The organism is Thermocrispum agreste DSM 44070, from assembly GCF_000427905.1.
GTDB lineage: Bacteria > Actinomycetota > Actinomycetes > Mycobacteriales > Pseudonocardiaceae > Thermocrispum > Thermocrispum agreste.
In genome coordinates, this window is record NZ_ATYX01000006.1 from 224,959 (window position 1) to 248,146 (window position 23,188).

At 70.3% G+C, this 23,188-nt stretch carries 18 protein-coding genes; 6 read left to right on the plus strand and 12 right to left on the minus strand.

The genetic code is table 11. The features are described 5' to 3' along the window. Window positions 1–251: 251 nt before the first annotated feature. From YWY_RS0103295 to YWY_RS0103305, 3 genes are read left to right on the plus strand one after another with little or no spacing between them, the layout of a single operon-like run. Window positions 252–2,171, plus strand: a complete 1,920-nt coding sequence (locus YWY_RS0103295; protein ID WP_156899086.1) for a WD40 repeat domain-containing protein — start codon at window positions 252–254, stop codon at window positions 2,169–2,171. Continuing rightward, on the plus strand, window positions 2,168–2,890 hold the full coding sequence (locus YWY_RS0103300; protein WP_028846447.1) for a S1 family peptidase: 723 nt from the start codon (window positions 2,168–2,170) through the stop codon (window positions 2,888–2,890). Before YWY_RS0103295 ends, YWY_RS0103300 begins: the two co-directional genes overlap by 4 nt. Then, the gene (locus tag YWY_RS0103305; RefSeq protein WP_028846448.1) at window positions 2,830–6,291 is read left to right on the plus strand and encodes an nSTAND1 domain-containing NTPase; all 3,462 of its coding nucleotides are present in this window, start codon (window positions 2,830–2,832) and stop codon (window positions 6,289–6,291) included. The genes YWY_RS0103300 and YWY_RS0103305 overlap by 61 nt, the downstream gene beginning before the upstream one ends. Before the next feature lie 32 nt (window positions 6,292–6,323). Here YWY_RS0103305 and YWY_RS20060 read toward each other — a convergent pair whose 3' ends face one another. The 4 genes from YWY_RS20060 to YWY_RS0103325 all read right to left on the minus strand — a co-directional run bounded on the left by YWY_RS20060 (window position 6,324) and on the right by YWY_RS0103325 (window position 10,666). Continuing rightward, window positions 6,324–6,983, minus strand: coding sequence for a hypothetical protein (locus YWY_RS20060; RefSeq protein ID WP_051309611.1), 660 nt, complete (start codon window positions 6,981–6,983; stop codon window positions 6,324–6,326). A 741-nt stretch (window positions 6,984–7,724) separates the two neighbouring features. After that, window positions 7,725–8,561 (minus strand): ABC transporter ATP-binding protein, encoded by an 837-nt coding sequence (locus tag YWY_RS0103315; RefSeq protein WP_028846449.1) that lies wholly within the window; start codon window positions 8,559–8,561, stop codon window positions 7,725–7,727. Window positions 8,562–8,564: 3 nt separating this feature from the next. Beyond that, complete coding sequence (locus tag YWY_RS0103320) at window positions 8,565–9,611, minus strand: FecCD family ABC transporter permease (protein WP_028846450.1); 1,047 nt, start codon at window positions 9,609–9,611, stop codon at window positions 8,565–8,567. Beyond that, a complete protein-coding gene (locus tag YWY_RS0103325; RefSeq protein ID WP_038044352.1) occupies window positions 9,608–10,666 on the minus strand; it encodes a FecCD family ABC transporter permease in 1,059 nt (352 codons plus the stop codon). Before YWY_RS0103325 ends, YWY_RS0103320 begins: the two co-directional genes overlap by 4 nt. A 113-nt stretch (window positions 10,667–10,779) precedes the next feature. Between YWY_RS0103325 and YWY_RS0103330 the strand changes: the two genes are divergently transcribed. After that, window positions 10,780–11,811 carry an ABC transporter substrate-binding protein gene (locus YWY_RS0103330; protein WP_084608870.1) on the plus strand — a complete coding sequence of 344 codons (1,032 nt, stop codon included), beginning with the start codon at window positions 10,780–10,782 and terminating at the stop codon, window positions 11,809–11,811. A gap of 75 nt (window positions 11,812–11,886) precedes the next feature. On the opposite strand, the gene YWY_RS0103335 is transcribed toward YWY_RS0103330, so the two are convergent. The 5 genes from YWY_RS0103335 to YWY_RS0103355 all read right to left on the minus strand — a co-directional run bounded on the left by YWY_RS0103335 (window position 11,887) and on the right by YWY_RS0103355 (window position 16,915). After that, entirely contained in the window at window positions 11,887–13,020 is a 1,134-nt protein-coding gene (locus tag YWY_RS0103335; RefSeq protein WP_028846453.1) for an ABC transporter permease, read from the minus strand. Continuing rightward, window positions 13,017–13,907 (minus strand): ABC transporter ATP-binding protein, encoded by an 891-nt coding sequence (locus tag YWY_RS0103340; RefSeq protein WP_028846454.1) that lies wholly within the window; start codon window positions 13,905–13,907, stop codon window positions 13,017–13,019. Before YWY_RS0103340 ends, YWY_RS0103335 begins: the two co-directional genes overlap by 4 nt. A 172-nt stretch (window positions 13,908–14,079) precedes the next feature. Continuing rightward, entirely contained in the window at window positions 14,080–14,757 is a 678-nt protein-coding gene (locus YWY_RS0103345) for a response regulator (RefSeq protein ID WP_038044353.1), read from the minus strand. Then, window positions 14,754–16,100, minus strand: a complete 1,347-nt coding sequence (locus YWY_RS0103350; RefSeq protein WP_051309617.1) for a sensor histidine kinase — start codon at window positions 16,098–16,100, stop codon at window positions 14,754–14,756. Before YWY_RS0103350 ends, YWY_RS0103345 begins: the two co-directional genes overlap by 4 nt. A 287-nt stretch (window positions 16,101–16,387) precedes the next feature. Beyond that, window positions 16,388–16,915: a hypothetical protein gene (locus tag YWY_RS0103355; RefSeq protein WP_028846457.1), complete on the minus strand. Its 528-nt coding sequence runs from the start codon at window positions 16,913–16,915 to the stop codon at window positions 16,388–16,390. A 484-nt stretch (window positions 16,916–17,399) separates the two neighbouring features. Between YWY_RS0103355 and YWY_RS24525 the strand changes: the two genes are divergently transcribed. Beyond that, window positions 17,400–17,993, plus strand: coding sequence for a hypothetical protein (locus YWY_RS24525; protein ID WP_028846458.1), 594 nt, complete (start codon window positions 17,400–17,402; stop codon window positions 17,991–17,993). 67 nt (window positions 17,994–18,060) lie between these two features. On the opposite strand, the gene fgd is transcribed toward YWY_RS24525, so the two are convergent. Next, window positions 18,061–19,062 (minus strand): glucose-6-phosphate dehydrogenase (coenzyme-F420), encoded by a 1,002-nt coding sequence (gene fgd / locus YWY_RS0103365; RefSeq protein WP_028846459.1) that lies wholly within the window; start codon window positions 19,060–19,062, stop codon window positions 18,061–18,063. A gap of 93 nt (window positions 19,063–19,155) precedes the next feature. Continuing rightward, window positions 19,156–20,265 carry an ANTAR domain-containing protein gene (locus YWY_RS20065; RefSeq protein WP_038044354.1) on the minus strand — a complete coding sequence of 370 codons (1,110 nt, stop codon included), beginning with the start codon at window positions 20,263–20,265 and terminating at the stop codon, window positions 19,156–19,158. A gap of 258 nt (window positions 20,266–20,523) precedes the next feature. Here YWY_RS20065 and YWY_RS20070 point away from each other — a divergent pair, with 258 nt between their 5' ends. Beyond that, window positions 20,524–21,822 (plus strand): MFS transporter, encoded by a 1,299-nt coding sequence (locus YWY_RS20070; RefSeq protein WP_051309619.1) that lies wholly within the window; start codon window positions 20,524–20,526, stop codon window positions 21,820–21,822. Here YWY_RS20070 and YWY_RS0103380 read toward each other — a convergent pair. Next, window positions 21,819–23,015, minus strand: a complete 1,197-nt coding sequence (locus tag YWY_RS0103380) for an MFS transporter (RefSeq protein ID WP_028846460.1) — start codon at window positions 23,013–23,015, stop codon at window positions 21,819–21,821. The two genes, YWY_RS20070 and YWY_RS0103380, sit on opposite strands and share 4 nt — an antisense overlap. Window positions 23,016–23,188 lie beyond the last annotated feature (173 nt).

Below are 23,188 nucleotides of genomic sequence, written 5' to 3' on the forward strand. Positions count from 1 at the left end.
CACGACCGGGCTGTGCCTGCTGCTCGCCGTGTCCGTCGTCCTCGCGTCGTTCTTCGTCTATCAGCGCCGGGTGTCCGCGGAGCAGGCCGCGCTGGCCGAGTCGCGCGAGCTGGCGGCACGGTCGCAGCAGACGTCGGAGAGCGACCGGGTGCTGTCGATGAAGCTGGCCTTGGCGGCTTACCAGCGGCACCCCACGGCGGAGGCCGAGCAGGCCTTGTTCCACCGGTATCTGGAGCAAGGACGCCGAGGCGGTGCTCTGGCTCGGGGCGAAGGTGAACAAGGCCGAGGCCAGTGCCGACGGCCGGGTGATCGCCGCCAGCGGCGAGGTCGTCGCGGTGGTGTGGCATCGGGAGAAGGGACGCACGGTCCGGCACAGGCTGCCGGGCACCGACGGGGTCCGCGACGTCGCGGTCGCTTCTGACGGCAGCGCGGTCCTCGCGGTCGGACGTCGGCAGTCGTGGCTGGTCGATCCGCGAAGCGGCAAGGTGCGCCACACCTTCCCGATCGACGAGACGGAGAAGCACGGCTGGGGCCGGGTGGCCGACGACGGAACGGTGCTGCTGTACACCAGCGAGAAGGGACTCAAGGTCTGGCGTCAGAAAGAGGGGAAGTACCAGCTTGCCGGTTTGCCGGAGATCAAGGCTTTCCCGTTCTGGGTGGCTCCGGACGGCAGCCAGGCGATCGTGCGTGGTGAGCCATACACGTCGGACCAATCCCCGGTGTCGCGCGTCGATCTGCGCACCGGCGAGCAGAGCGACCTCGGGCGAATCCCTGCATCGGATTTCGTGGTGAGCCGTACCGGAACAGTCGCGTACTGCGGCGGCGCCGGTGTGGTCGTCGAGCGTGACGGCAAGGCGAGGGAGATGACGAGTCCCGCAGCCGACGAAGCCGCGGTCTGCTCGGCGGTTGCCATCGACGACGCGGGTACCACAGTCGTGTCGGACAGCCTCGTCGTGTCCGTGGAGACCGGGAAGACCACCAGGTGGTCGCTGCTGCCCAGCGAATCGACCGAGTACGACCTGGGCACGGAGGATCACGCCGGTCTCGAGGACTTGGTGCGTGCCGGGGAGCGCGTGTACGCCGTGCAAACTATCGGGCGACGCATCGTGCTGACGGAGGTACCGACAGCCGGTGACCAGCCCGACAACGCCGCGGCCGCGGTGGTCACCACCGACGGACGGTACGTCGTGACGTATTCGGAGGACGGCTCCAAGGTGCGTGTTCGCGAGACCGCGACCGGCAAGGTCACCGAGGCCGAGCGCGACAGCACACACGTCTCGAGCATCGACGTGGGCCAGCCGCGCCCGTTCGACCTCTCCCCGGACGGCAAGTACGTGGCCGATCGAGTCTCACCCACCACCGTGCAGATCTGGACCCTGCCCGCCCTCGAGCCGCTGGCCACCATCGAGGTTCCGCCGGAGGGCCAGACCAGGTTCGACGAGCAGCGGTTCGTGACCGTGGCCGGGACGACCGTCACCTGGTGGGACGTTCGCACGGGAAAGCGGATCAGGGACTACGACGTCGTGGGCGAGAAGCTGGTCGGCCCGACGGAGGAAGTGCGGGACATCGTCCCGCTGGGAGAGGACCGGCTGGCGGCCGTCGCCGACCGGTCCGGGCTGGTCGTCGCCGGCCTGGACGGGAAGAAGATCGACGAAGTGCCAGTCGGACTGGACGCCACGGCGGTCGAGTTCCAACAGTCCACCCCGTATGCGCTCGTGCTGAAGAAGGGGCAGACGCTGGAGCTGTGGGACGTCCGCGCCAAACGGCAGGTGGGCCGTCCGCTCACCGGTGTGGGGCAGAGCGACGAGGACGCGGTCACATCGACGATCGGCGGATTGGTCGTGGAATTCCTCGCCGAGCCGGGAGCCTTCGTGGTCGCGGACGACAGCGGAGTGCGCTGGTATCGGCCGGGCAGCGCGGTGCCGTACCGCACACTGCGGCTCGGTGCGTCGACCTTCGCCCGCCAACCGCTGTCGTTGTCTGTGGAGAGCGGACGATTGCTCTATCGCGAAGTCGACGACACGGGGCCAAGACCTCCCGGTGAGGCTCGGCTTGATCCACACGTGTGGTACGCCGAGGTCTGCGCGGCCCTGGACGGACAGGACTTCACGCCGGAGGAGCGGCGCGCCCTCCCCGAGGGCGTGGGGGAGGAAAGGTTGTGCCCACGATGAGCACCGCGTCGCTCGGGTCAGCCGTCGCCCGCATCCACACGTTGTCCGGCCGCATCGTGGGTGCCGGTTTCCTCGTCGCCGATCGAAGGGTGGCCACCTCGGCAAGCGTGGTGCAGCGTGCATTCGGCGGCGCCTCGGGGCAAACCGCCGAATGTCTGGTGGACTTTCCGCTGCTGGGCGACGTGCGCATCAAGGCGCGGGTGGAGTCCTGGGGGCCGGGCCACGGCGGGGGTCCTCAGGCCGTCATCTTGGAACTGGCGACGGCGGTCGAGCAGACCGGCCCGCCACCGATGTTCCGGGCCGACGACCTCGACGGCCACCGGTTCCGCAGCCTCGGCTTCCCGCAGGGCATGCACGACGGCGTGTGGGCGGCCGGCACGGTCCGCATGTCGCCGAGCGGTCCTGTCGTGGCTGCCGATGCCCACGGCCAGCAGCTGTTCGACGGCTACGACGGGGCTCCGGTCTGGGACGAGCAGGTCGGCGCGGTCGTCGGGATCATCGCGATCGACGACGCCGACGCCCGGCTCATTTCCGTCGCCGATGTCCTCGGTGTCGACCCGCGATTGCTGCCCAACCCCTATCGCGGCCTGGAGCCGTTCGACGAGCAGCACACCGACTACCTGTTCGGGACGACGAGATCGGCCGGATCACCGCAGCCGTGGCGGAGCGGCCACTCGTCGGGGTCGTCGGCCGGTCCGGTGTCGGCAAGTCGTCGGTGATGCGCGCCGGAGTGCTGCCCAGGCTGCGCGCCGAGGGGGCCCGGGTCGCTGTTCTGCGGATGATGGGAGCCCAGTCGCCGACCGCGGCTGTCGCGCACGCGTTGTCGTCGCTGCTGCCGGACGACGACCCGCTGAAGCCGCCGGAGCGGATGCAGGCCGTGCTCGACGCCGGCCCGGCGGTGCTGCGTGCGGTCGCCACCAAGATCGCCGAGCAAGGCGGTGACTCGGGCGTCGTCTTGTTCGCCGATCAGTTCGAGGAACTGCCACCACCGCAGGCGGCCTCGGTGTTGCGGCTGCTGCTGGGTCTCACGCGTGCGGCGGGCGAGATGGCCCGGTCGCTGCGCGTCGTCCTCACGCTCCGCTGGGAGTCGCTCGCGCACGTGCTCACCGACGACAACCGTGCGGAGGTCGAGCGCGGCCTGGTGCCGATCGGTCACATGACCCGCGAGCAGCTGCGCGATGCGATCGTGCTCCCGGCCCGCCGAGCTCCCGGCCTGTATTTCGAGGACGGCTTGGTGGACCGGATCCTCGACGACGCCGCGGCGGAACCGGGACAGCTGCCACTGGTGGAGTCGCTGCTGGCGCAGCTGTGGCAGCAGCGACAGGGCGGAATGCTCACCCATGCCGCCTATCAGCAGGTGGGCGGCGTGCATGGTGCGGTGGCCGAGCAGGCGGAGGCGGCGATCAGGACGATCCCGCCGGCGGAAATGTCCGCAATCCGCAGCCTGCTCACCCGGCTGACCACGCCCACGGACGGTGGCGGCTTCGTGCGGACCCCGGTCCCGTACGGCCAGTTGCCGCCGAACGAGCGGCGGATCGCGGATCATCTCGTCGCGCACCGGCTGCTGGTGCACGACCGTGCGCAGGACGGGACCCACGTCATCGAGTTCGCCCACCAGGCGCTGATCGACCACTGGCCTCGTTTGCGGGACTGGCTGGCCGCCGATCGGGAGTTCTTGCACTGGCTGCACGAGACGGAGCGCCACGCAGCCGAATGGGACCAGGCGGGCCGCGACCACGGCATGCTGCTGCGTGGCCGCGCACTGGCATACGCGCAGCACTGGGTGCATGCACGCGGAGAATCAGTGCCGTCGTGGGTGCACGCCTACGTTGCCGCCGCATCCGCGCGCAGCAAGAGGGACCGCCGGGTGCGCCGGAGTGTGCTCGCGTCGCTGGCCGTCGTGGTCGTGGCCGCGATCGTCTTCGGGATGCTGGCCAGTTATCAGAGCGCGGTGTCCGAGGAGCGGCGGGCCAGTGCCGCGGCCCATTCGATGTCCGCCCTGTCGGAAACCACGGCCCGATCCGACCCGGCGTGGGCCATCATGCTCGCGCTCGCCGCGTACCGCTGCGAAGCCGGCGAGCACACCGAGTCGGCGCTGGTGCAGCACTATCTGGCCTACCGTCACGTCGCCACCGTCCTGTCCGGCGCCTCGGGAGTCATCGAAAACGCCGACGCCAGTGCCGACGGTCGCGTCATCGCGGCGCGTAGCGTGGGCGGCCTGATCACGGTGTGGGTGCGTAGACCGGGCAAGGCCCCCCGTGTGTGGCACATCCTCGGCGCTCAGGCACTCGCCGTCGACGTCGCCGACGACGGCAGTGGCGTTCTCCTGGTGGAGGCGACAGCGACGTCGTTCTACGACGTCGAAAAGCGGCGTAAGAAGTGGTCGATCCCGGTCGGTTTCGACGATCGAGTCGTCAGCGGGCTCGTGCACGGCACCGATGTCGTGCTGAGCTTCGGGGCGATCGGCTTCGCAGGCATGCCGACGGCGGACACCGTTCAGTGGTGGCGTGCAGACGATGGGGAACCGGTCCGCATCGGCGAGCGCAAGTCCCCGGACGGGCTCACCGCCCTGGGCTTCACGTCCGCCGGGAAAGTCGCGCTTGCCGACGGTGAGCGGCACACCCGGTCGCTGGTGCTGTGGGACGGCGACACCGACGGGGTGCGGCAGATCGGTCGCCAGTTGATCGTGAAGCAGACGTCGCTGGACGGCAGCACCGTCGTGAACGGGACCATCTCGCAAGACCACGCCGTGGCGTGCCGCTACGACGGGACCACCAACTCGGCCACACTGGCGCCGATCTCCTTGCGGGACGGGTCCGTGAGCGAAACCAGGAAGGCGGTCACGGTGCCGGGCAACTGCCCGCTCGGTTTCGACGCCCACTACGGCGATTCGGTCGCCGTGGTGCTCGGAGTCGTTGCCGACTTCCGCTCCGGCACCTCGGTACCCCTTCCCGTCCGGGCGGGCCGAGACTTGGACCTGAAGTTGTTCGGGCCGTTGATCCGCGACCGGGACCGGTACTACATGCTGCGGCACGACAGCAGGCGGGTCCTGATCGAGCCGCTGCCGGCCGATGCGGACAGCGTCGGTTCCGAAGTCCTCGGGTCCGTCACAGGCCCGGCGACGGCCGCGATGACGCCGGACGGCAAATACCTGATCACGGCCGGATCGGCTGGACAAGCGGAGGACGCTCGGCGATGGACCGTGCTGGTGACCAGGACCGAGGACAATCGCAACGTCGGGACGGCCGAGGCTTATGCGGAGTTCGTCAGTGTCGATCAGGACGGGACCCTGGTGGCGGTCGGCGACAAGGATGAAGTCGCCGTCCACCAGCTCCCCGACCTGAAGCGGTTGGCGACCGTTCCCCGGGACGGGCAGGACGTCGCCACGTACGACGATCCTCCGCAGTTCGTCGGCGAGTACCTGCTGACCACCGCCGGGGCGCGGGCCGACTGGTGGAATCCCCGGACCGGGGAAAAGGTCGCCTCGCTCGACCTGACCAAGCACGGCATCGAGCCGGACGTCGCCGGTGAGGTCCGCATCCTGCCGTATCCGAAGGGCGACCGGGTGGCCGTCATCCAGCCGGACTCCGACGAAGTCGTCATCGTGGACCGCGGCGGCCGCACCGTCGGCTCATTGCGCGTCGGGAGCCAGCCGACCTGGGTCGGGTTCGATCAGTCCGGCAGGTATGCGGCCGTGGTGACCGCCGGGGCGGGCCTGGCGGTGTGGGACTTGCGCGAGGCGAAGCAGGTGCTGGGCCCGTTGCCGATGGTGAACATCCGGAAGTCACCGGCCAACCGCCCGCCCGTGGTGACGTTCCTCGACGAGCCCGGCAGGATCGCGCTGGCCGAGAGCGGCAAGGTGAGCTACTACCGGTTCGGGTCGTCACGGCCGGAGCGCGTGCTCGACCTGCGGGGACGGACAAGGCAGCGCACCGACACGATCTCGGTCTCGCGCGACGGACGAGTCCTCGCGGTCGACCTCGGGTCGACGGCGGTGGCCGTCCCGGTCGATGTTTCGGAATGGGTGCGCACGCTGTGCCGCGTCATCGATCACCGGGAGTTCACCAGCGAAGAGCGCGCCATGCTGCCGGAAGGCGTGGCCACCGCACCGCTGTGCTGATCGTGCCGCGGCTCGCCGCAGCGCGGGACGCGCTACTTGCGCTGCGCCGGGGCTTGCGACTGCGGCCGGGACTGCGGAGCGGGCACCTCGGGCGCCGGGTCACCCTCCGCGGCTTCTTCGGCCTGCGCGGCGCGGTCACGCTCGCGCAGCTGCTGCCACACCACCGATTTGCGCTCCCAGCCCGATTCCGGCATGGCGTCGCCGCCGCCGATACCCAGGCTGCGTCGTGCGCACTCGTAGAAGCGAGCGCGGTCGCGGGCCGCCTGCTGCCACATCTCGTCCCACATCGCCCGACTGCGCAGGCTGCCGTTGGCGAACCACTCCAGCTTCCAGACCACCTCGTGCCAGCGCCGGGCCGCGGCGATGGTGTCCGGGTCGCCCAACAGCAGAACGGCCTCCCACCGGTTGTTGCGCTCCGCGTCGAGCTCGGCCAGCATCGGCAGGCCCTCCTCAGGGGACAACGGCTTGTCCGATGCGCCGAACCCCCGGGTCGCCGCGATCCGAATGGCGATCTGCGTGTACTGCTTGATGATGTTCGCGTACGCCGCGTATGCGTCCAAACGGGCTTGATCCCAGCGTGCGTCACGTTCCCGGAGCCAGCGAGCACGAATGACCTGGGCGATGACCGCGTAGGTCACGACTGCACCGATGGCAACGCCGAGCAGGGGAAGGAGTTGCACAACGTAGGGCATACCGCCATCCTGAACTCTTTTTCGGCAAGGTCAAGGCGGCACAGTAGCGCCAGCGGGGGACAGAATCCACGTGACGAGGATGTGACGTTGCCGTTGCGTTGCCGCTACGTGTCCGGAATCGGGCGATGTCGACAAAAAGGTGGCCCGACCTGCCGCCCGTCCGGCGGAGCATGATCGAAAACGGCGCGATCGTGGGCTTCGTCGCGAAAAGGAAACCTTTCGAGCACGACTCGGAAGATCGGGCCACCGGTGAAATTTCTTCAGTTTCTGGCCGTCCCCGCCGACGGGGTGGGTGGGCTGGCTTTTCGTGTCCCGTTCGTGCCATCGTCACGGGCCCAAGGTCTTGATTTTCGTCTCGCGGACGGACGAGGGGAGGGCGACGCGGCGCGGCGCCCCGGCCTCGGGCGCCGGACGGCGATGGGACGCGTCCCTCCCGGCGTTCACCCGCATCGGCACGGTCTGGGCACATCCGCGCCGGATCACTCCGGATGCTGCCCCGGCCGCGCTCGTCACGGACTGCATCGCAGCGCGGTGCGCTCTGGCCTGCCCGCCGGTGTGCACGGGCGGCCGGGCAGGGCATGGTCACCTTCACGCCTGCGGCGTCGGCCCGATGGTGGGCAGGGACTGGCCGGCCGCGCCGGCACTCCGGCCCCCGACAGCTTGACCCGTCGCCTGTGGCGGTCGGGGGCCTGACCTCACGATGAGCTACGGCGGCCTTGTGCGGAGCTACGGAGGCCTTTGTCAGGAAGCGACCCGCGTGTCGAGCGCCAGCTCCCGCGAGCGGGCCCGGCGACGTGCCGGGATCACCATCGGTGTCCCGGTCTCCGGATCGTCGATCACCTGGCACTGCAATCCGAAGACGTCGGTGACCAGCTGCTCGGTGAGCACGTCGGACGGGTTGCCCTCGGCCACGATCGCCCCCTTGGACATCACGATCAGGTGGGTGGCGTACCGCGCCGCGTGGTTGAGGTCGTGCAGCACGGCCACCAGCGTCCGCCCGCCCTGCTCGTGCAGCTCGGCGCACAGGTCGAGCACGTCGATCTGATGCGCGATGTCCAGGAAGGTGGTCGGTTCGTCCAGCAACAGCAGCGGCGTCTGCTGCGCCAGCACCATCGCCAGCCACACGCGCTGCCGCTGACCCCCGGACAGCTCGTCGACCGGGCGATCAGCCAGGTCCGTCACGCCCGTGGCCGCCATCGCCTCGGCGACCGCCTGCTCGTCCTCGGCCGACCACTGCCGCAGCATCCGCTGGTACGGGTACCGCCCGCGGGAGACCAGATCGACCACGGTGATCGCGTCCGGTGCGACGGCGGTTTGCGGCAGCAGGCCCAGCCTGCGGGCCAGCGCCTTGGCCGGATAGGACGACAATTCCTTGCCGTCCAGCACCACGGTGCCCGCCTCCGGGGTCAGGATGCCGCTCAGCGCCTTGAGCAGGGTCGACTTGCCGCAGGCGTTCGGGCCGATGATCACGGTGAACGAGCCGGGCGGGATGGACACGTCCAGATCGCGGCTGACGATCCGGCGGTCGTAGCCCAGGGTGAGCCCCGACCCGCTGAGGTCGGTGTGGCCGTTGGTCATCGTTCATCCTCCCTGCCGCGTGCGGCTGAGCATCCAGATCAAGTAGGCGCCGCCCAGGCAGCTCGACACCACGCCGACCGGAGCCTGGTCCTCGCCCAGGCCGTGCTGGGCGATCAGGTCGCTGACCGACAGCAGCAGCGCGCCCATCAGCGCCGCGGGCAGCACGCCGGGTCCGGTCGCGGTGGTCAGCCTGCGCGCCAGCTGCGGGGCGGCCAGCGCCACGAACGCGATGGGGCCGACCGACGCCGTGGCCCCCGCGGCCAGCCCGACGCCCACCGTCGCCACTGCCAGCCGGGAGCGCTCGACCGGCACGCCGAGGGTGCGGGCCGAGGTGTCGCCGAGCTCGAGCATCAGGCATCGTCGGTGCAGCAGCAGTGCGATCGGCAGCAGCAGGACCACCGCCGCGCCGGCAATCGCCGCGTACCCGTAGTCGCGCCCGTTGAGGCTGCCGACCAGCCACCACGACGCCGACTGCGCGTCCAGCACGTCGGCGCGCATCAGCAGAAACGTATTGGTCGACAGCAGCAGCAGCTGGACCGCGACCCCGATCAGCACCAGCCGGTAGCTGGTCGTTCCCCGGCGGTAGGCCAGACCGTAGACGACGACGGCGCTGGCCAGCCCGCCGATGATCGCGCCCGTGGCGACGAATTGCAGGGTCGTTCCGACCAGCAGGAACGCGGCCAGGGCGCCGGTGCTGGCGCCCGCGGTGAACCCGATGATGTCCGGACTGCCCAGCGGATTGCGCGTCAGGCTCTGGAACAGCGCCCCACTGGCGCCGAACGCGGCCCCGGCGGCCAGCGCGGTGAGCAGGCGGGGCAGGCGCTCCTCGAAGATCACGTAGTCGGTGTCGACGCTGCCGTTGCCGAGCAGGGTCCGCACCGTGTCCGGGACGGAGATCGGGTAGTCGCCGACGGCGAGCGAGATCAGCCCCACCGCGACCACCAGCCCGAACAGGGTCAGGCCGACGGCGACACTGCGCCGGTGCACCAGCAGCGACCAGCGGCCGCGGCGCCAGACCGCGCCGGGGGCGGGGGAGTGGGTGACCGTCATAGCCGCGGCAGCCTCCCGCGCCGGCGGATCATCGCGATCAGCACCGGGGCGCCGACGAAAGCCATGGTCACGCCGACGGCGACTTCGCTCGGCCGCACGATCACCCGGCCGACGACGTCGGCGACCAGCAGCAGCGTCGCCGCCAGCACCGTCGAGTAGGGGAGCAGCCAGCGGTAGTCGGGGCCGGTGATCATGCGCGCCAGGTACGGCACGACCAGGCCGACGAACACGATCGGCCCGGCGAGCACAGTGGCCGCCCCGCACAGCATGACCATCACCACCCCGGCGAGCCCGCGCACGCGCGCCCGCCGTACCCCGAGCGCGTGCCCGGTTTCGTCCCCGAGCGCCAGCACGTTCAGCGGCCGAGCCAGCAGCACGGCCAGCGCGGTGCCGAGTGCCAGGAACGGCGTCATCGCGGCGAGCTGGTCGGGATCGGGGCTGGCCAACGATCCGATGACCCAGCTTCGGTACGACTGATACGTCTGGTAGTCCTGCAGGACGATCGCGTAGACGATCCCGCTGAGCACATAGGTGACGGCCATCCCGGCAAGGATCAGTCGCACCGGGTCGGCGCCGCCCCTGCCGCGCACCACGATGCCGAACACCAGCAGCGCAGCCGCGGACGCACTGACGAAGGCGAACCACACCACCGACAACGGATGCGTCGTCCCGGCCACCGCGACGGCCACCACGAGACCGAGCGCCGCCCCCTGGTTGATGCCGAGCAGGCCGGGGTCGGCGAGCGGGTTGCGGGCGAGGGCCTGGGTCAGCGCGCCGGCGAGCCCGAGTGCCGCGCCCGCGGCCAGGCCGGTCAGCGTGCGCGGAATGCGCAGGTCGCGCACCACGATGTGATCGTCGACGGCCGGGTCGTAGTGGCGCAACGCATCCAGGACGACACCGAGGTCGATCGGCCGCGCGCCCAGGAAGACCGAGAGGACGACGGCGCACAGCAGGCCTGCGCAGGCAAGGACCAGCCCCGTCGCGAGACGGAAGCGGCGTGATCGCCGGGCCGGCCGTGCGCGGCTCGCCGGAGCAGTGAGCAGGTCAGCCGTCACGCTCTCTCCTCGCCGTCGCAGCCGTGCGTATCACGCGTCACTCCCGGCTAGACCGTCCCACTATCAGGGGTTAGCTTAGCCTTACTTAATTGCGGAGGTAAGGAGCAGTGCGCATGAGCACACGGCGGGCTGGGGCGCAGCGTGGCGACTTGGCGGTGAACAGGCGCGGGATCTTGCTCGGCGGTGCCGGGCTCGCCGCGTTGTTCGCGGTCGGCGCGTGCGGCAAGGTGGAGGACCGGCAGGACTCCGGCACAGGCGGTCCGTGGTCCTTCGTCGACGACCGCAAGCGCGAGGCCACCGCGAAAAGCACGCCGACGAACATCGTGGCCCAGATCAGCGCCGCCGCCGCGCTGTGGGACCTGGGCATCAAGCCGGTCGGCGTGTTCGGTGAGGCCAACGGCCCGGACGACCTGTACGGCAACGTCGACCTGGATGCGGTGACGTGGGTCGGCAAGTCGTGGGGCGAGTTCGACATGGAGAAGTTCCTCGACCTGCGCCCGCACCTGCTCGTCGCCCCGATGAACACGCCCGACCAGCTGTGGTACGTGCCGGAGGAGATGGCCGACAAGGTGGCCAAGCGGTGCCCGACGGTCGGCATCAAGCAGCTCTCGACCCCCGTGGACAAGGTCATCCAGCGGTACGCCGACCTCGCCGCCTCGCTCGGGGCCGACCTGGACGGGCCCGCCATCGCCGATGCGCGCAAGGCCTTCACCGCAGCGGTCGACGAGCTGCGCGCGGTGGCGGAGGAACGCAAAGATCTCAAGGTCGCGTTCGTGTCGGCGGCCGAGGAGTTCTTCTACTGGGCCAACCCGGACGTGTTCTCGGATGCGCTGTTGCTCCGCGACGCGGGCATCAACCTGGTGCAGCCGGACGTGTCAGACGAGCAGGACCCGCACTGGGACGCCGTGTCGTGGGAACAGGTCGCCAGGTACGACGCGGACGTTCTGCTCTACGACTCGCGCAACGCCCAGTTCTTCACCGAGAACCTGGACAAGTACCCCACGTTGGCGAATCTGCCCGCGGTCAAGGCCAAGCAGCTGGTGCCGTGGAACCTGGAGACACCGCCGTCGTGGGCGATCTACGCGCCCAAGCTGCGCGAGCTGGCGGACAAGCTGCGCGGCTTCCAGGCGAACGTCGCCGGCTGATCGACTCGTCCGGCACACGCCGGCACCGGCTCGCCGTAGCGGGCGAACCGGTGCCGGAGTCGCCGACGGCCGCGCTCAGTTCCGGCCTGCCCAGGCCTGGGCCAACCCGACCCTGCCCCGAGTCTGCAGCAAGGATCCGGCGTAGATCCTGCTGGCCAGCAGCAGGACCGCGGCTGCCGTGGCGGCGACGACGGCCAACGCCAGCAGCGCCTCCCACGCCGCGGCCTCACCGGTGAACAGCCGGACCGGCATGGCCACCGACGCGGAGAACGGCACGTAGGACAGCACCGTCATCACCAGCGGATCGTCGGAGAAGAACATCACCAGGAAGTAGGGCAGCATCACCAGCATGGTGACCGATCCGGTGGTCGAGCCGAGGTCCTCCTGGCGGCTGACCAGCGCCCCCGCGATCGCCCACAGCGACCCGAGCAGGACGAACCCGGCCACGAGGAACGGCACGAACCAGCCGAGCGCAGGCGTGATCGCGGTGAGCAGCCCGTCCAGCTCGCCGAGGCGCAACGCGATCGGCGCGGCGGCGGCGAACAGCACGACCTGGCCGAGCGCCAGCACGGTGTGACCGAGCAGCTTGCCCGCCAGCAGGGAGCGCACCGGAACCGCGGCCACCAAGATCTCCACGATCCTGGTCTGCTTCTCCGTCACGGTCGACTGCGCGATGGCCAGGCCGCCCATGCCGAACATCAGGAAGACCAGCGCGAACACCATGATCACCAGCTGGCGCTGCCCGGCACTGACGTCGCCCTGCTCCAGCAGGTCGACCGGGGGAGCGGTGGTCAGCGCCGCGATGACGTCCATCGGTGGTTCGGACAACGCGATGATGCGGACCCCCGCCGGGTTGCCTTGCGCGTCGGGCACGACCGCGGCCTCGACCTCCTCGTTGCGGACCAGCTCGCGCGCGGCGTCCGCGTCGGCGACCGTCCGCACCTCGAATCCGGCCTGCTCCTGCAGCGCGTCGGCGGCCTGGCCCACCACGGCGATCGAGGTGGGGCCGCCGCCGATCACCCCGGGGAGGATCGCCGCGGCGAAAATGCCGATCAGGACGAGGACCAGCCCGATCCAGAAGCCCTTCATCCGTACGTAGGTGCGGATCTCGCGCTCGGCGACCAGCCTGGTGGCCGTCCATCCGGACACGGCTGCGGGTCCGGGTGCGTCCGTGCCTGCCTGCTCGGCGATCTCGGTGGTGGTGGTCATCGGACGACCTCCTTGAAGATCGTGTCGAGGGAGGGCACGATCGGGCGGAACGAGCGCACCGCACCGCGGCTCATCGCCGCACGCAGGACCTCCTGCTCGATCTCGGTGCCCTTGCGATCCAGGTCGAACACGGCGCGCGGGCCGTCGACGTCCACCACCCGCACGCCGGGGTGGTCGCGCAGCCAGCCTGCGTCCTGATCGACCACCAGCTCGAAGCGGTTCGGGCCGTAGCGCTCGCGCAGCTCGTCGCGGCTGCCCGTGGCGGCGATGCGGCCGCCCGCGATGATCACCAGGTCGTCGCACAGCTGCTCGACCAGCGCCAGCTGGTGGCTGGAGAACAGCACCGGGACGCCGGACCGCGCCCGCTTGCGCAGCACGCCGAGCACCACCTCGACGGCGAGCGGGTCCAGGCCGGAGAACGGCTCGTCCAGGATCAGCATCTCCGGCTCGTGCACCAGGGCGGCGGCGACCTGCACGCGCTGCTGGTTGCCCAGCGACAGCTGTTCGACCGTGTCGTCGGCGCGCTCGGTCAGCCCCAGCGCGTCCAGCAGCTCCGCGGTGTTGTCCCTGGCGCGCTGCCGGGACAGTCCGTGCAGCCTGCCCAGCCACTCGATCTGCTCGGCGACCTTCATCTTCGGGTACAGGCCGCGTTCCTCCGGCATGTAGCCGAACCGGCGGCGCCGCTGCGCGGTGAGCGGCTTGCCGTTCCAGCTGACTTCACCGCCGTGCGCGGCCAGCACGCCCAGGATGATGCGCATGGTGGTGGTCTTGCCAGCGCCGTTGGCGCCGAGGAAGCCGGTCAAGCGGCCGGGGCGCACGTCGAACGACACGTCCTGCAGCGCCCGGCGCTCGCCGAAGCTCCGGTTGATTCCCCTCACGGTCAGCATGCCCCGACACTAGGGCGGACGGGTGGCCGGGCGCGTCCTGCTGGAGATCCACTTTGCGGGTCGTTCGCGCGAAGGATACGCAGGTGAGCGGCCAGTGCGGGGCCGCTCGGCCTCAAGCGGCGGGCCGCACCGGCCGATCCCGGGTCGCACATCGCGACCTGGCCCGATGCCGTCAGCGCCGAGGGGAGACGATCCCGTGCTCGTAGGCGTAGACGACGGCATGGGTGCGGTCGCGCAGCCCCAGCTTGGCCAGGATGCGCGACACGTGCGTCTTCACCGTGGTCTCCCCGAGCACCAGTCGCTCGGCGATCTCGGCGTTGCTCGCCCCGCGCGCCAGCTCCACCAGGACTTCGTACTCCCGGTCGGTCAGTTCCGGGGGCCGCACGGCGGGCCGCTCGTCGTCCGGCTGCCGCTGCTGTTCCCGGGTGAACTCGGCCAGCACGCGGCGGGTGACCTCGGGGGAGAGCAGCGCGTCACCCCTGGCCACCACCCGGACCGCGCTGATCAGGTCCTCCGGCGAGGCGTTCTTCAGCAGGAAGCCGCTCGCCCCGGCGCGCAGCGCCGCGAACAGGTAGTCGTCGCGGTCGAACGTGGTCAGGATGATGAGCTTGGTCGGGCACGTCGGGTCGGCGAGGATCTGCCGGGTGGCCGCGATCCCGTCGGTGCCGGGCATCTGCACGTCCATCAACACGATGTCGGGCCGCAGCTGCCGTACCTGCCGGACGGCCTCGGCACCGTCGGCGGCTTCGCCGACCACCTCGATGCCGGGCTCCGTCCCGAGGATGACCCGGAAGCCGGCGCGCACCAGTTCTTGGTCGTCCGCGAGGACGACACGGACATGCTCGGTCACGACGATCCTCCGCCAGGGGCTGCGACTGTGGTGAGGGGGAAGGTGGCGCGGACCCGGAATCCGCCGCCCGGTCGTGGGCCCGCTTCCAGCTCGCCGTCGTGCACCGCGACGCGCTCGCGCATGCCGAGCAGGCCGAACCCTTGCCTGCCGCCGGTGGTGGTGCCGGTCCCGTCGTCGGTCACCTCGATCTCCAGTGACGTTGCCCGGTAGCGCACCCGCACGTCCACCCGGCACGGCCCGGCATGCTTGATCACGTTGGTCAGCGCCTCCTGCACCACGCGGTAGGCCGACACCGCGACACCGTCCGGGACCGGTTGTTCGTCCCCGTAGACACCATGGGTCACCTCCAAGCCCGCGTTACGGGCGGAGGCGATCAACTCCGGGAGCTCGGCCATGCCCGGGGCGGACCGGCGGGCCTCGTCCGAGGCGCCGTCCGGCGTCGTTTCGGCCGCGGCGGTGATCCTGTCGTCGTCCGGAGTGTCCGACCGCAGCACCCACAGCAAGCCGCGCAGCTCACCGACCGCGCTGCGCGCCGTTTCCTCCACCGCGCGCAGCGCTTCGCTTGCCACCGAAGGGTCACGGTCCAGCACGCGGCGGGCGGCCGCGGCCTGCACGCCCATCACCGCCACGTGGTGCGCGACCACGTCGTGCAGGTCACGCGCGATGCGCACCCGCTCGTCGACGACGGCACCGCGGATGTTGCGCTGCTGGGACAACCGGAGCTGCTCGGCGCGGTCGACCAGCTCGGCCTGTCTGCGCGCGGACAGCCAGGCCACATTGCCGAAGTGGTAGGCCGCGGCGAAGAACACCACGTTGAACAGGATGTTGTAGAGCAACGCGGCGATGAGCGGGTCCATCGGGCCCGCGGCGTGGTCGAACGTGTTGTCCGACGTGGTGGCCGCGACGATCATCGAGTAGCCCAGCCACACGAACATAGCGACGATCACGCCGATGCGGGACAGGCGCGCCACGGTCCGGTCCGGTGCCCACGCACCCACGGTGTAGATCGCCAGGAACAGTGCGATCGACGGCGCGATCGTCTCCGGGACCTGACGGAACTGGGCGGCGATGAACACCGCGCCCACGACAAGGAGGACGGTCACCGGGAAGCGGGTGCGGAGCACCAACGGCAGCGACAGGGCGGTGTTCCACAGGAACTGTTCCGGCAGGCCGGGTGGTTCGCCGAGCGCCAGCATGCCCGCGCTGTTGACCAGCACGGTGGCCAGCAGCGACCCGGCAAGCACCACCAGGCCGGTGATCACGTCGCGCCGCTGCTGGCGCCGGTCGGGTGGTGGGCGGCGCCACTGCTTGCGTTGTTCCTCCGACCACTGACCAGCCTCCATGGCGCCCGACGTTACCCAACGCCGGAGACGGTGGCGGGGTCGCTGGGCTCGGTGGTGACTGGTGGCTCACGTCGGGAGGTTGGTGGGCTCGGTGGTGACTGGTGGCTCACGTCGGGAGGTTGGTGGGCTCGGTGGTGACTGGTGGCTCACGTCGGGAGGTTGGTGGGCTCAGTGGTGACCAGCGGCCCACGCCGGGAGGTCGGCGTGGGCCGCTGGGGTGGTGCTTGTTCGGTTGCCGCGAGCGGATGCGTCAGCCGCCGGACGACGTCATCACCGGAGGCCGGTGATCAGCATCCGCCGCAGTTGTAGTAGGTGATGTCCCAGTGGTTGCCTTCCTTGTAGTAGATGTTGCCGGAGGCGGACCGCCACTTGTTGCCGCCGATCGACGTGAACGAGCGCTGGATGTAGTTGTTCAGACACGTGCTCAGGCTGGTGTCGAGCTTGTAACCGTTCCAGTGGCTGTAGGTGCCGCTGGCGTGCCCGGTCTCGGTGCCTCCGGTGATGTTGATCGCGCACCCGCTGGCCCGTTTGAGCGTCTGGATCCCTTGGATCGTGGTCAGGTTGACCTGCTCGAACGACGTGCAGTTCGGCTTGTTGCGGTCGCTGCAGTTGCCGCTGGACGACCACGTGATGCCCGCCGCGCGCAGCATCTTGGTGGCCTCGGCGTGGCTGAGCTTGGTCACCTGGGCGGTCGGCTGGCCCGCGCCGCTGGATGCCGTATCCGCTTCGGTCGCGTGCGCGACGGCACCGGTGAACGCCACCGTGCTCGCGGCGGCGGCACCCACGACGAACGCGCGCAGAAGATGTGTCCGCATGTGATCTCTCCGTCCCTCGCTACGGCGGGATGAGCGGCGTTCGCCGAGTCACCACCACCGTCTGCAATCACCATGAACGATCCGGATCACGTCCTTTTCGATGCCGGGCACGGTGAATTGCCTGGAGTGTGGTCGGCTCGAAAAGAACGCGCTCCACTGGGCAGAATAGAATCGCGCACGGTATGTCCCTAGGTCCGTTCGGGGGCATCCCGGAACGGATTTTCCACAGTTAGCGGCGTTCACTTCTTACCAGTATTTTCAGCGGCCCTAGCGCTGGCTTGCCGCCGCTGACCAGCACGCCTGCGGGAGCAAACAGTCATCCTGGGCGCATCTGGGCAAATTTCCAGCCGTCCGATCCGGGTTTGTCCGTGAATTCGCGGGACATCCGACGAAAGTCGGTACTCAAGACATGAAGAACTTTCTATCTTCGCGTTCCGGCGTGCTCGCCGACACGTCGGAACCCCCTGCTACGAAAGGCGATTCCATGTCGAGGAAATTCACCTGGATCACCGGTTTGGCGGGCGCAGCGGCCGCGCTGGCGTTCGCCGCCGCGCCGGTGTCCGGTACCGATGCCGCTGCCGCCGTGGCCGACGCCCCGCCCGGCGCGCACCAAGCGCATCCCATCACCGCGGAGGAGTTCGAGCAGCTGGCCGAGGCCGCGCAGCAGCCCGGCGCCACGACGGTGGCCGGCTGGCCGGTGCCCGAACCGCGCAGCTACCACATCACTTCGTCGTGCGCGCCGTATGCATCGGCCATCCGGCAGGGTGCGGCGGCCTGGGAAGGCCTGACCGAGGGCGGAGGCACCCCGGTGGAGTGCCGCAACAACTACATCACCGACTGCGGGGGCGGCAGCAACGTCGTCGGTTGCAACTGGGGCATGGGCGAGCGCATCGCGCTCTATCCCGGCGGTGTGAACGACGTCGCGCTGCTGGCTGCGCACGAATTCGGTCACGACTGGTACGGCCACTCGAACTACCAGTGCGCGGGCTGGGGCAGCCCGGCGGAAGTGATGGCGCCCACCATCTGCAACTACTGGGCGGGCACCGGGCAACGACTGGACTCCGATCAGGCCGGCTGAGGTGGCGCGGCAGTGGTGCGGCGCCCCGGGTCCCGGTGATCGGGGGCGCCGCACCCGGGCCCGGCTGTCACGACTGCCGCAGCAGCGGCACGATGTCCTCGGTCAGCTGGCTGAGGAACCGCTCCTGGTCGTGGCCCGGACCGTGGAAGACCAGGTGGTTGAAGCCGGCGTCGAGATACGGCTTGAGCTGCGCCATCGCCTCGTCCGGGTGGGAGGCGACGATCCACCGGCGGGCCACCTGCTCGATCGGGAGCTCGTCGGCCAGCCGCTCCATCTCCTCCGCCGAGGCCACGCTGTGCTTCTGCTCCGGTGTCAGCGACAACGGGGCCCAGAAGCGGGTGTTCTCCAGGGCGCGCTCCGGGTCACGGTCGTAGGAGAGCTTGATCTCGATCATCCGGTCGATGTCCGCCGGGTCGCGCTCCGCGGCGGCAGCGCCGTCGGCGACCGCGGGCAGCAGCTTCTCGGTGTACAGCTCCATGCCCTTGCCCGACGTGCAGATGAAGCCGTCACCGGCCCGCCCGGCGTACTTGGCCACCACCGGGCCGCCCGCGGCGACGTAGATCGGCACCGGCTGCTCCGGCCGGTCGTAGATCTTGGCGTCGACCAGCTTGTAGTACTCGCCGTCGAAGGTGACGTCGTCGCTGGTCCACAGCGCCCGAATGAGCCGCACGGCCTCCCGCAGCCGGGCGAACCGCTCCTTGAACTCCGGCCACGTGCGGCCGGACACGGCGATCTCGTTGAGCGCTTCGCCCGTGCCGACCCCGAGGATCACCCGGCCCTCGGACAGCAGCGACAGCGTGGCGAAGGCCTGGGCGACGACCGCGGGGTTGTAGCGGAAGGTCGGGGTCAGCACGCTGGTGCCGATGGTGATCCGGCTGGTGCGCTCGGCCACCGCGCCGAGCCACACCAGCGCGAACGGGGCGTGCCCGCCGTTGTTCCGCCACGGCAGGAAGTGATCGGAGATCATCACCGTGTCCAGCCCGAGCTCCTCGGCCCGGACCGCGTATTCCACCAGCTCACGGGGCGCGAACTGCTCCGCGGACGCCTTGTATCCCACCTTGATCGTCACCGGCGCTCCTTCCCTCGGTCACCGTGGCCGGATCGAGCACCCGCCCGGAAGCCGGCACGCCCCTACAGTAGTCACCATCGGGCGCGACGGTGATCAAGCGCCTGCCGGCGCCCCGGCCAGCTGATGCAGCCGTTCGAGCGCATCGAAGACCACGGTCCTGCGATGCCAGTCCAGCCAGTGCCCGGTTTCGCCCGCCAACCCGTCCACCATGCGGACGACGTCGTCGTCGAGATCGGCGGTGTCGGCATGATGCGTCGACACCACACCGAGAGACCGTCCGGACGACGCGCACAACGGCGTGCTGCAGATGCGGCGGACGCCGTGGGCCAGCAGGGCATGCTGGACGACGGGACTGATCTCGGTTCCGGTCGACAAGTCCGCATCGACCCTGACCCGGGCCCGATGGGCGCGTGCGCACGGCGTGGGATCGGTCAGTGCGATCCAGGCGAAGTCGCGGACCGGTGTTTCCGGCATGCCGTGCTGGCATTCCAGCGCCAGGCCGTCGTCCAGCGGAGCGATGCTTTGCGCACTGCCGCCTGCCGCGTCGGTAGCACGTATCACCACAGCCAGCAGCGAGCGCAGCACGCTCCGGACGGTGTGGGCCGCTTGCGGGCCCGCGGGGAAGCTCAGCGGCGGCTGCGGGGTCTTGCGGCGGCCGGGAAACCACGTCGGCCCGGTCGGCGCGGGTGCCCGGAGCACCGCGGCGGCCAGGATGCGCACCGGCACGTTGTGCTGTTGCGAGGCCCGGGCGAGTGCCGTGAAAGCCGATTCGGGCCCGGGCAGGTCGTAGCGGTGCCGCACGACGTCGATGGCCTCGGCGACGAGCGCTCGGTTCCGCAGCGCGCGGAGGTCGAGCTCGGTGGTGGGCCGGTCGGTGGTCGCGGACGGCGGCTCGAGGCCTTCGGTGGCCAGCATGGCGCGCGCTTCGGCCACCGTGGCCACGGTGGGGACCGGGCTGGTCAGCGGTCGCCCGCCGGTGATCACCACACAGTCGCCCTCCGCCGCCGGGAGGACGGGTGCGGTGCGCTCCGGTCGCTCGGCGTGGGAGACGTCGACGAGCAGATGCCGTCCGGGCCGGCCGTAATCGGACAGGACCTGCCGGATCACCGCGGCGGACGCGGCACCGAGATCGCCGACGAACGTGATCAGGAGGATGGTGGGGGAAAGCTCCGTGATGCGAACACGGAGGCCTGCTGACGGCATACGTGGAACTCCTTGCCGTGGCGGACGAAGGAAGCACCACGTTGCTGGACACCTCCCCCCACCGTACGGCACGTCGGCGCGGGCCGGCCCGATGTGGTCGATCGCACCCGTTCCACCGGTAAGTATTTAGCCGCGCTAAGCGATGGACCTGGTGTCAGCGGAGTGCCATCTGGAGAACCCGGAGGATCTTGATCTTTGTCGCTCACCAGCTCCGACCGAGTCAGTGCCCGTACCTGGTTGATCTGGTCCGCCGCCGTCATGGTGTACGTGCTGGCGGTGTTTCATCGCACGACGTTCGGCGTCGCCGGTCTGGAAGCCGCGGAACGCTTCGGGGTGGGAGCGGCCGCGCTGAGCACGTTCACCGTGCTGCAGATCGCCGTCTACGCCGCGATGCAGATCCCCACCGGGGTGCTGGTCGACCGGTTCGGTCCGCGGGCCGTCCTCACCGCCGCGCTGATCTTCCTCGGCAGCGGCCAGATGCTGATCGCGGTCGCCGACCAGTACTGGCAGGGACTGCTCGCCCGCGGCGTGCTCGGCGTCGGTGACTCCCTCACCTTCATCGCGGTGCTGCGCATCGCGGCCAGCCACTTCCCGGCCCGCCGGTACACGCTGGTGGCCGCACTGACCGGAGCCCTCGGCTTCGTCGGCAACCTGGCGGCGACGATGCCGTTGACCCTGGCGCTGGCCGGATTCGGCTGGCTGCCCACGTTCCTGACGGTCGGACTGGCCACGGTCTCGTACGTGCTGGTCGTGCAGTTCGCCGTGCGGGAAGCGCCGCACGAAGCGGCCGGTCGGCCGAAGCAGGTGGCCGTCCGGCAGCTGGGCCGTCAGGTCACCGAGGCGTGGCGGGTGCCCGGCACCCGGCTGGGCTTCTGGGTGCACTTCACCACGTCGTTCAGCCCGAGCGTGCTGAGCCTGATGTGGGGCATGCCCTACCTGGTGCGCAGTCAGGGCTACACCGAGACGCAGGCCAGCGGGCTGCTCATGGTGCTGGTGTTCGGCTCGATGCTCGGCGGTCCGGCGGTGGGCGCCTACATCGGCAGGCGCCCGGAGATGCGGATGCCGCTGGTGATCACCTACCTGGCAGGCTCCGCGGTGTGGTGGGGGTTGCTGCTCGGCTGGCCCGGCAGGCTTCCGCTGCTGGTGCTGGTGCCCGCGCTGGTGTGGGTGTCGCTCGGCGGGCCCGCGTCGATGATCGCCTTCGCCCTGGCCAGGGACTACAACCCGCTGTCCAGGGTGGGCACGGCCACCGGCGTGGTCAACGTCGGCGGCTTCACCGCGATCGCCGTGTCGATGTGGCTGGTCGGCGTGCTGCTCGAACTCACCGGGGACAGCTTCCGCATCGCCCTGCTCGGCGTCGTGGCGCTGTTGGTGCTCGGCAGCTGGCGGGTGGCCGTCTGGTGGCGCCGGGCTCGCGCCGCGGTGTTCCAGGCGCAGGCTCGTGGCGAGGACGTCCCGGTCCAGCTGCGCAGGCGGGCATGGGACGTGCAGATCCCCGAGCCCAGGGAGCCGATGCGGGACGGTGAACGCCGGTTGGCCCGTGCGGACGCCCGTTAGTCGGTAGCGGCCAGCGCGGTCCGCGGGGTGCGCATGCGGACCAAGCCGATGCCGAGCACGCCGGCGGCCAGCACGCACAGCACGATCGCCACCACGAACGGGGCGTGCGCGGCGCCGAACCACTCGGCGATCGGTCCGACGAAAGTGGCGGCCAGTGCGCCGCCCGCCCAGCGCAGCACGTTGTAACCGGCGCTGGCCACCGGCCGCGGCGCGTCGCTGACGCTCATGGCGGCCCCGGTCAGCAGGGTGTTCAGCAGCCCGGAGATCAGCCCGCTGACGATCACCCCCACGGCCACCAGCGTCTTGTCGCCGAGCGCCAGCACGACCATGAGGACGGCGTAGCCGCAGATGGACAGCACGGTGGCGAGCTCGTCGCCGATGCGTGCGGCCAGCCGGGGCGCCAGCACCACACCGGCCACCGCCACGCTCACGCCCCAGCCGAAGAACACCAGGCCGACCTCGATGGCGTCCCACTGCAGCACGAAGGGCGACCAGGCGAGCACGGTGAAGAAGGCGGCCGTGTAGAGGGCGGAGGCCACCGAGGTGCGCAGCAATGCCCGATGGCGCAGGGCGCGCAGCGGATCGAGCAACCGGATGTGCTGTCGTGGCAGGCCGGCGTCGGACTGCAGCAGGAAGATGCTGAGCACCAGCGCCACGGCCATCAGCACGGACGTGCCGAGGAACGGGCCGCGCCACGACAGGTGGCCGAGCGCGGCACCCAGCAGCGGGCCCACCGACAACCCCAGGCCGAGCGCGGCCTCGTACAGCAGGATGGCGCCGCGCTGGCCGCCGGAGGCTGCGCCGACGATCACCGACAGCGCGGTCGCGATGAACAGCGCGTTGCCCAGGCCCCAGCCGGCGCGCAGCGCGATGAGTTGCTGGATCGACCCGGCCGCCGCGCACAGTGCGGTGGTGATCACGATCAGGGTCAGGCCGATCACCACGGTGCGCTTGGCGCCGAAGCGCGCGGTGGCGATGCCGGTGAGCAGCATGGCCACCACCTGGACGCCGAGATAGGCGGAGAACAGGGCGGTGACCTCGGAGGGCGTGGCGTGCAGCCCTTCGGCGATGGACAGCAGGATCGGGTCGACCAGTCCGATGCCCATGAACGCGATCACCGCGGCGAACGCGGTGATCCACACCTGCTTGGGTTGTCCGCGTACCGCGTCGAGCAGGCGTGGCTCAGCACTCATGTGGTGGTCCTCCGCAAAACTTTCCCAGTGCGCAAAGAAATTACTTACCGATGCTAACAATCGATGCGCCTGCGGAGGCGGCCACGCGAGGTGTGGGATTGGCCACGGGCGCCGCGACCGCCGGCACGCACGCCACGGGGCCGAGGCTCAGTCATCGGGCATGACGGCGGCCA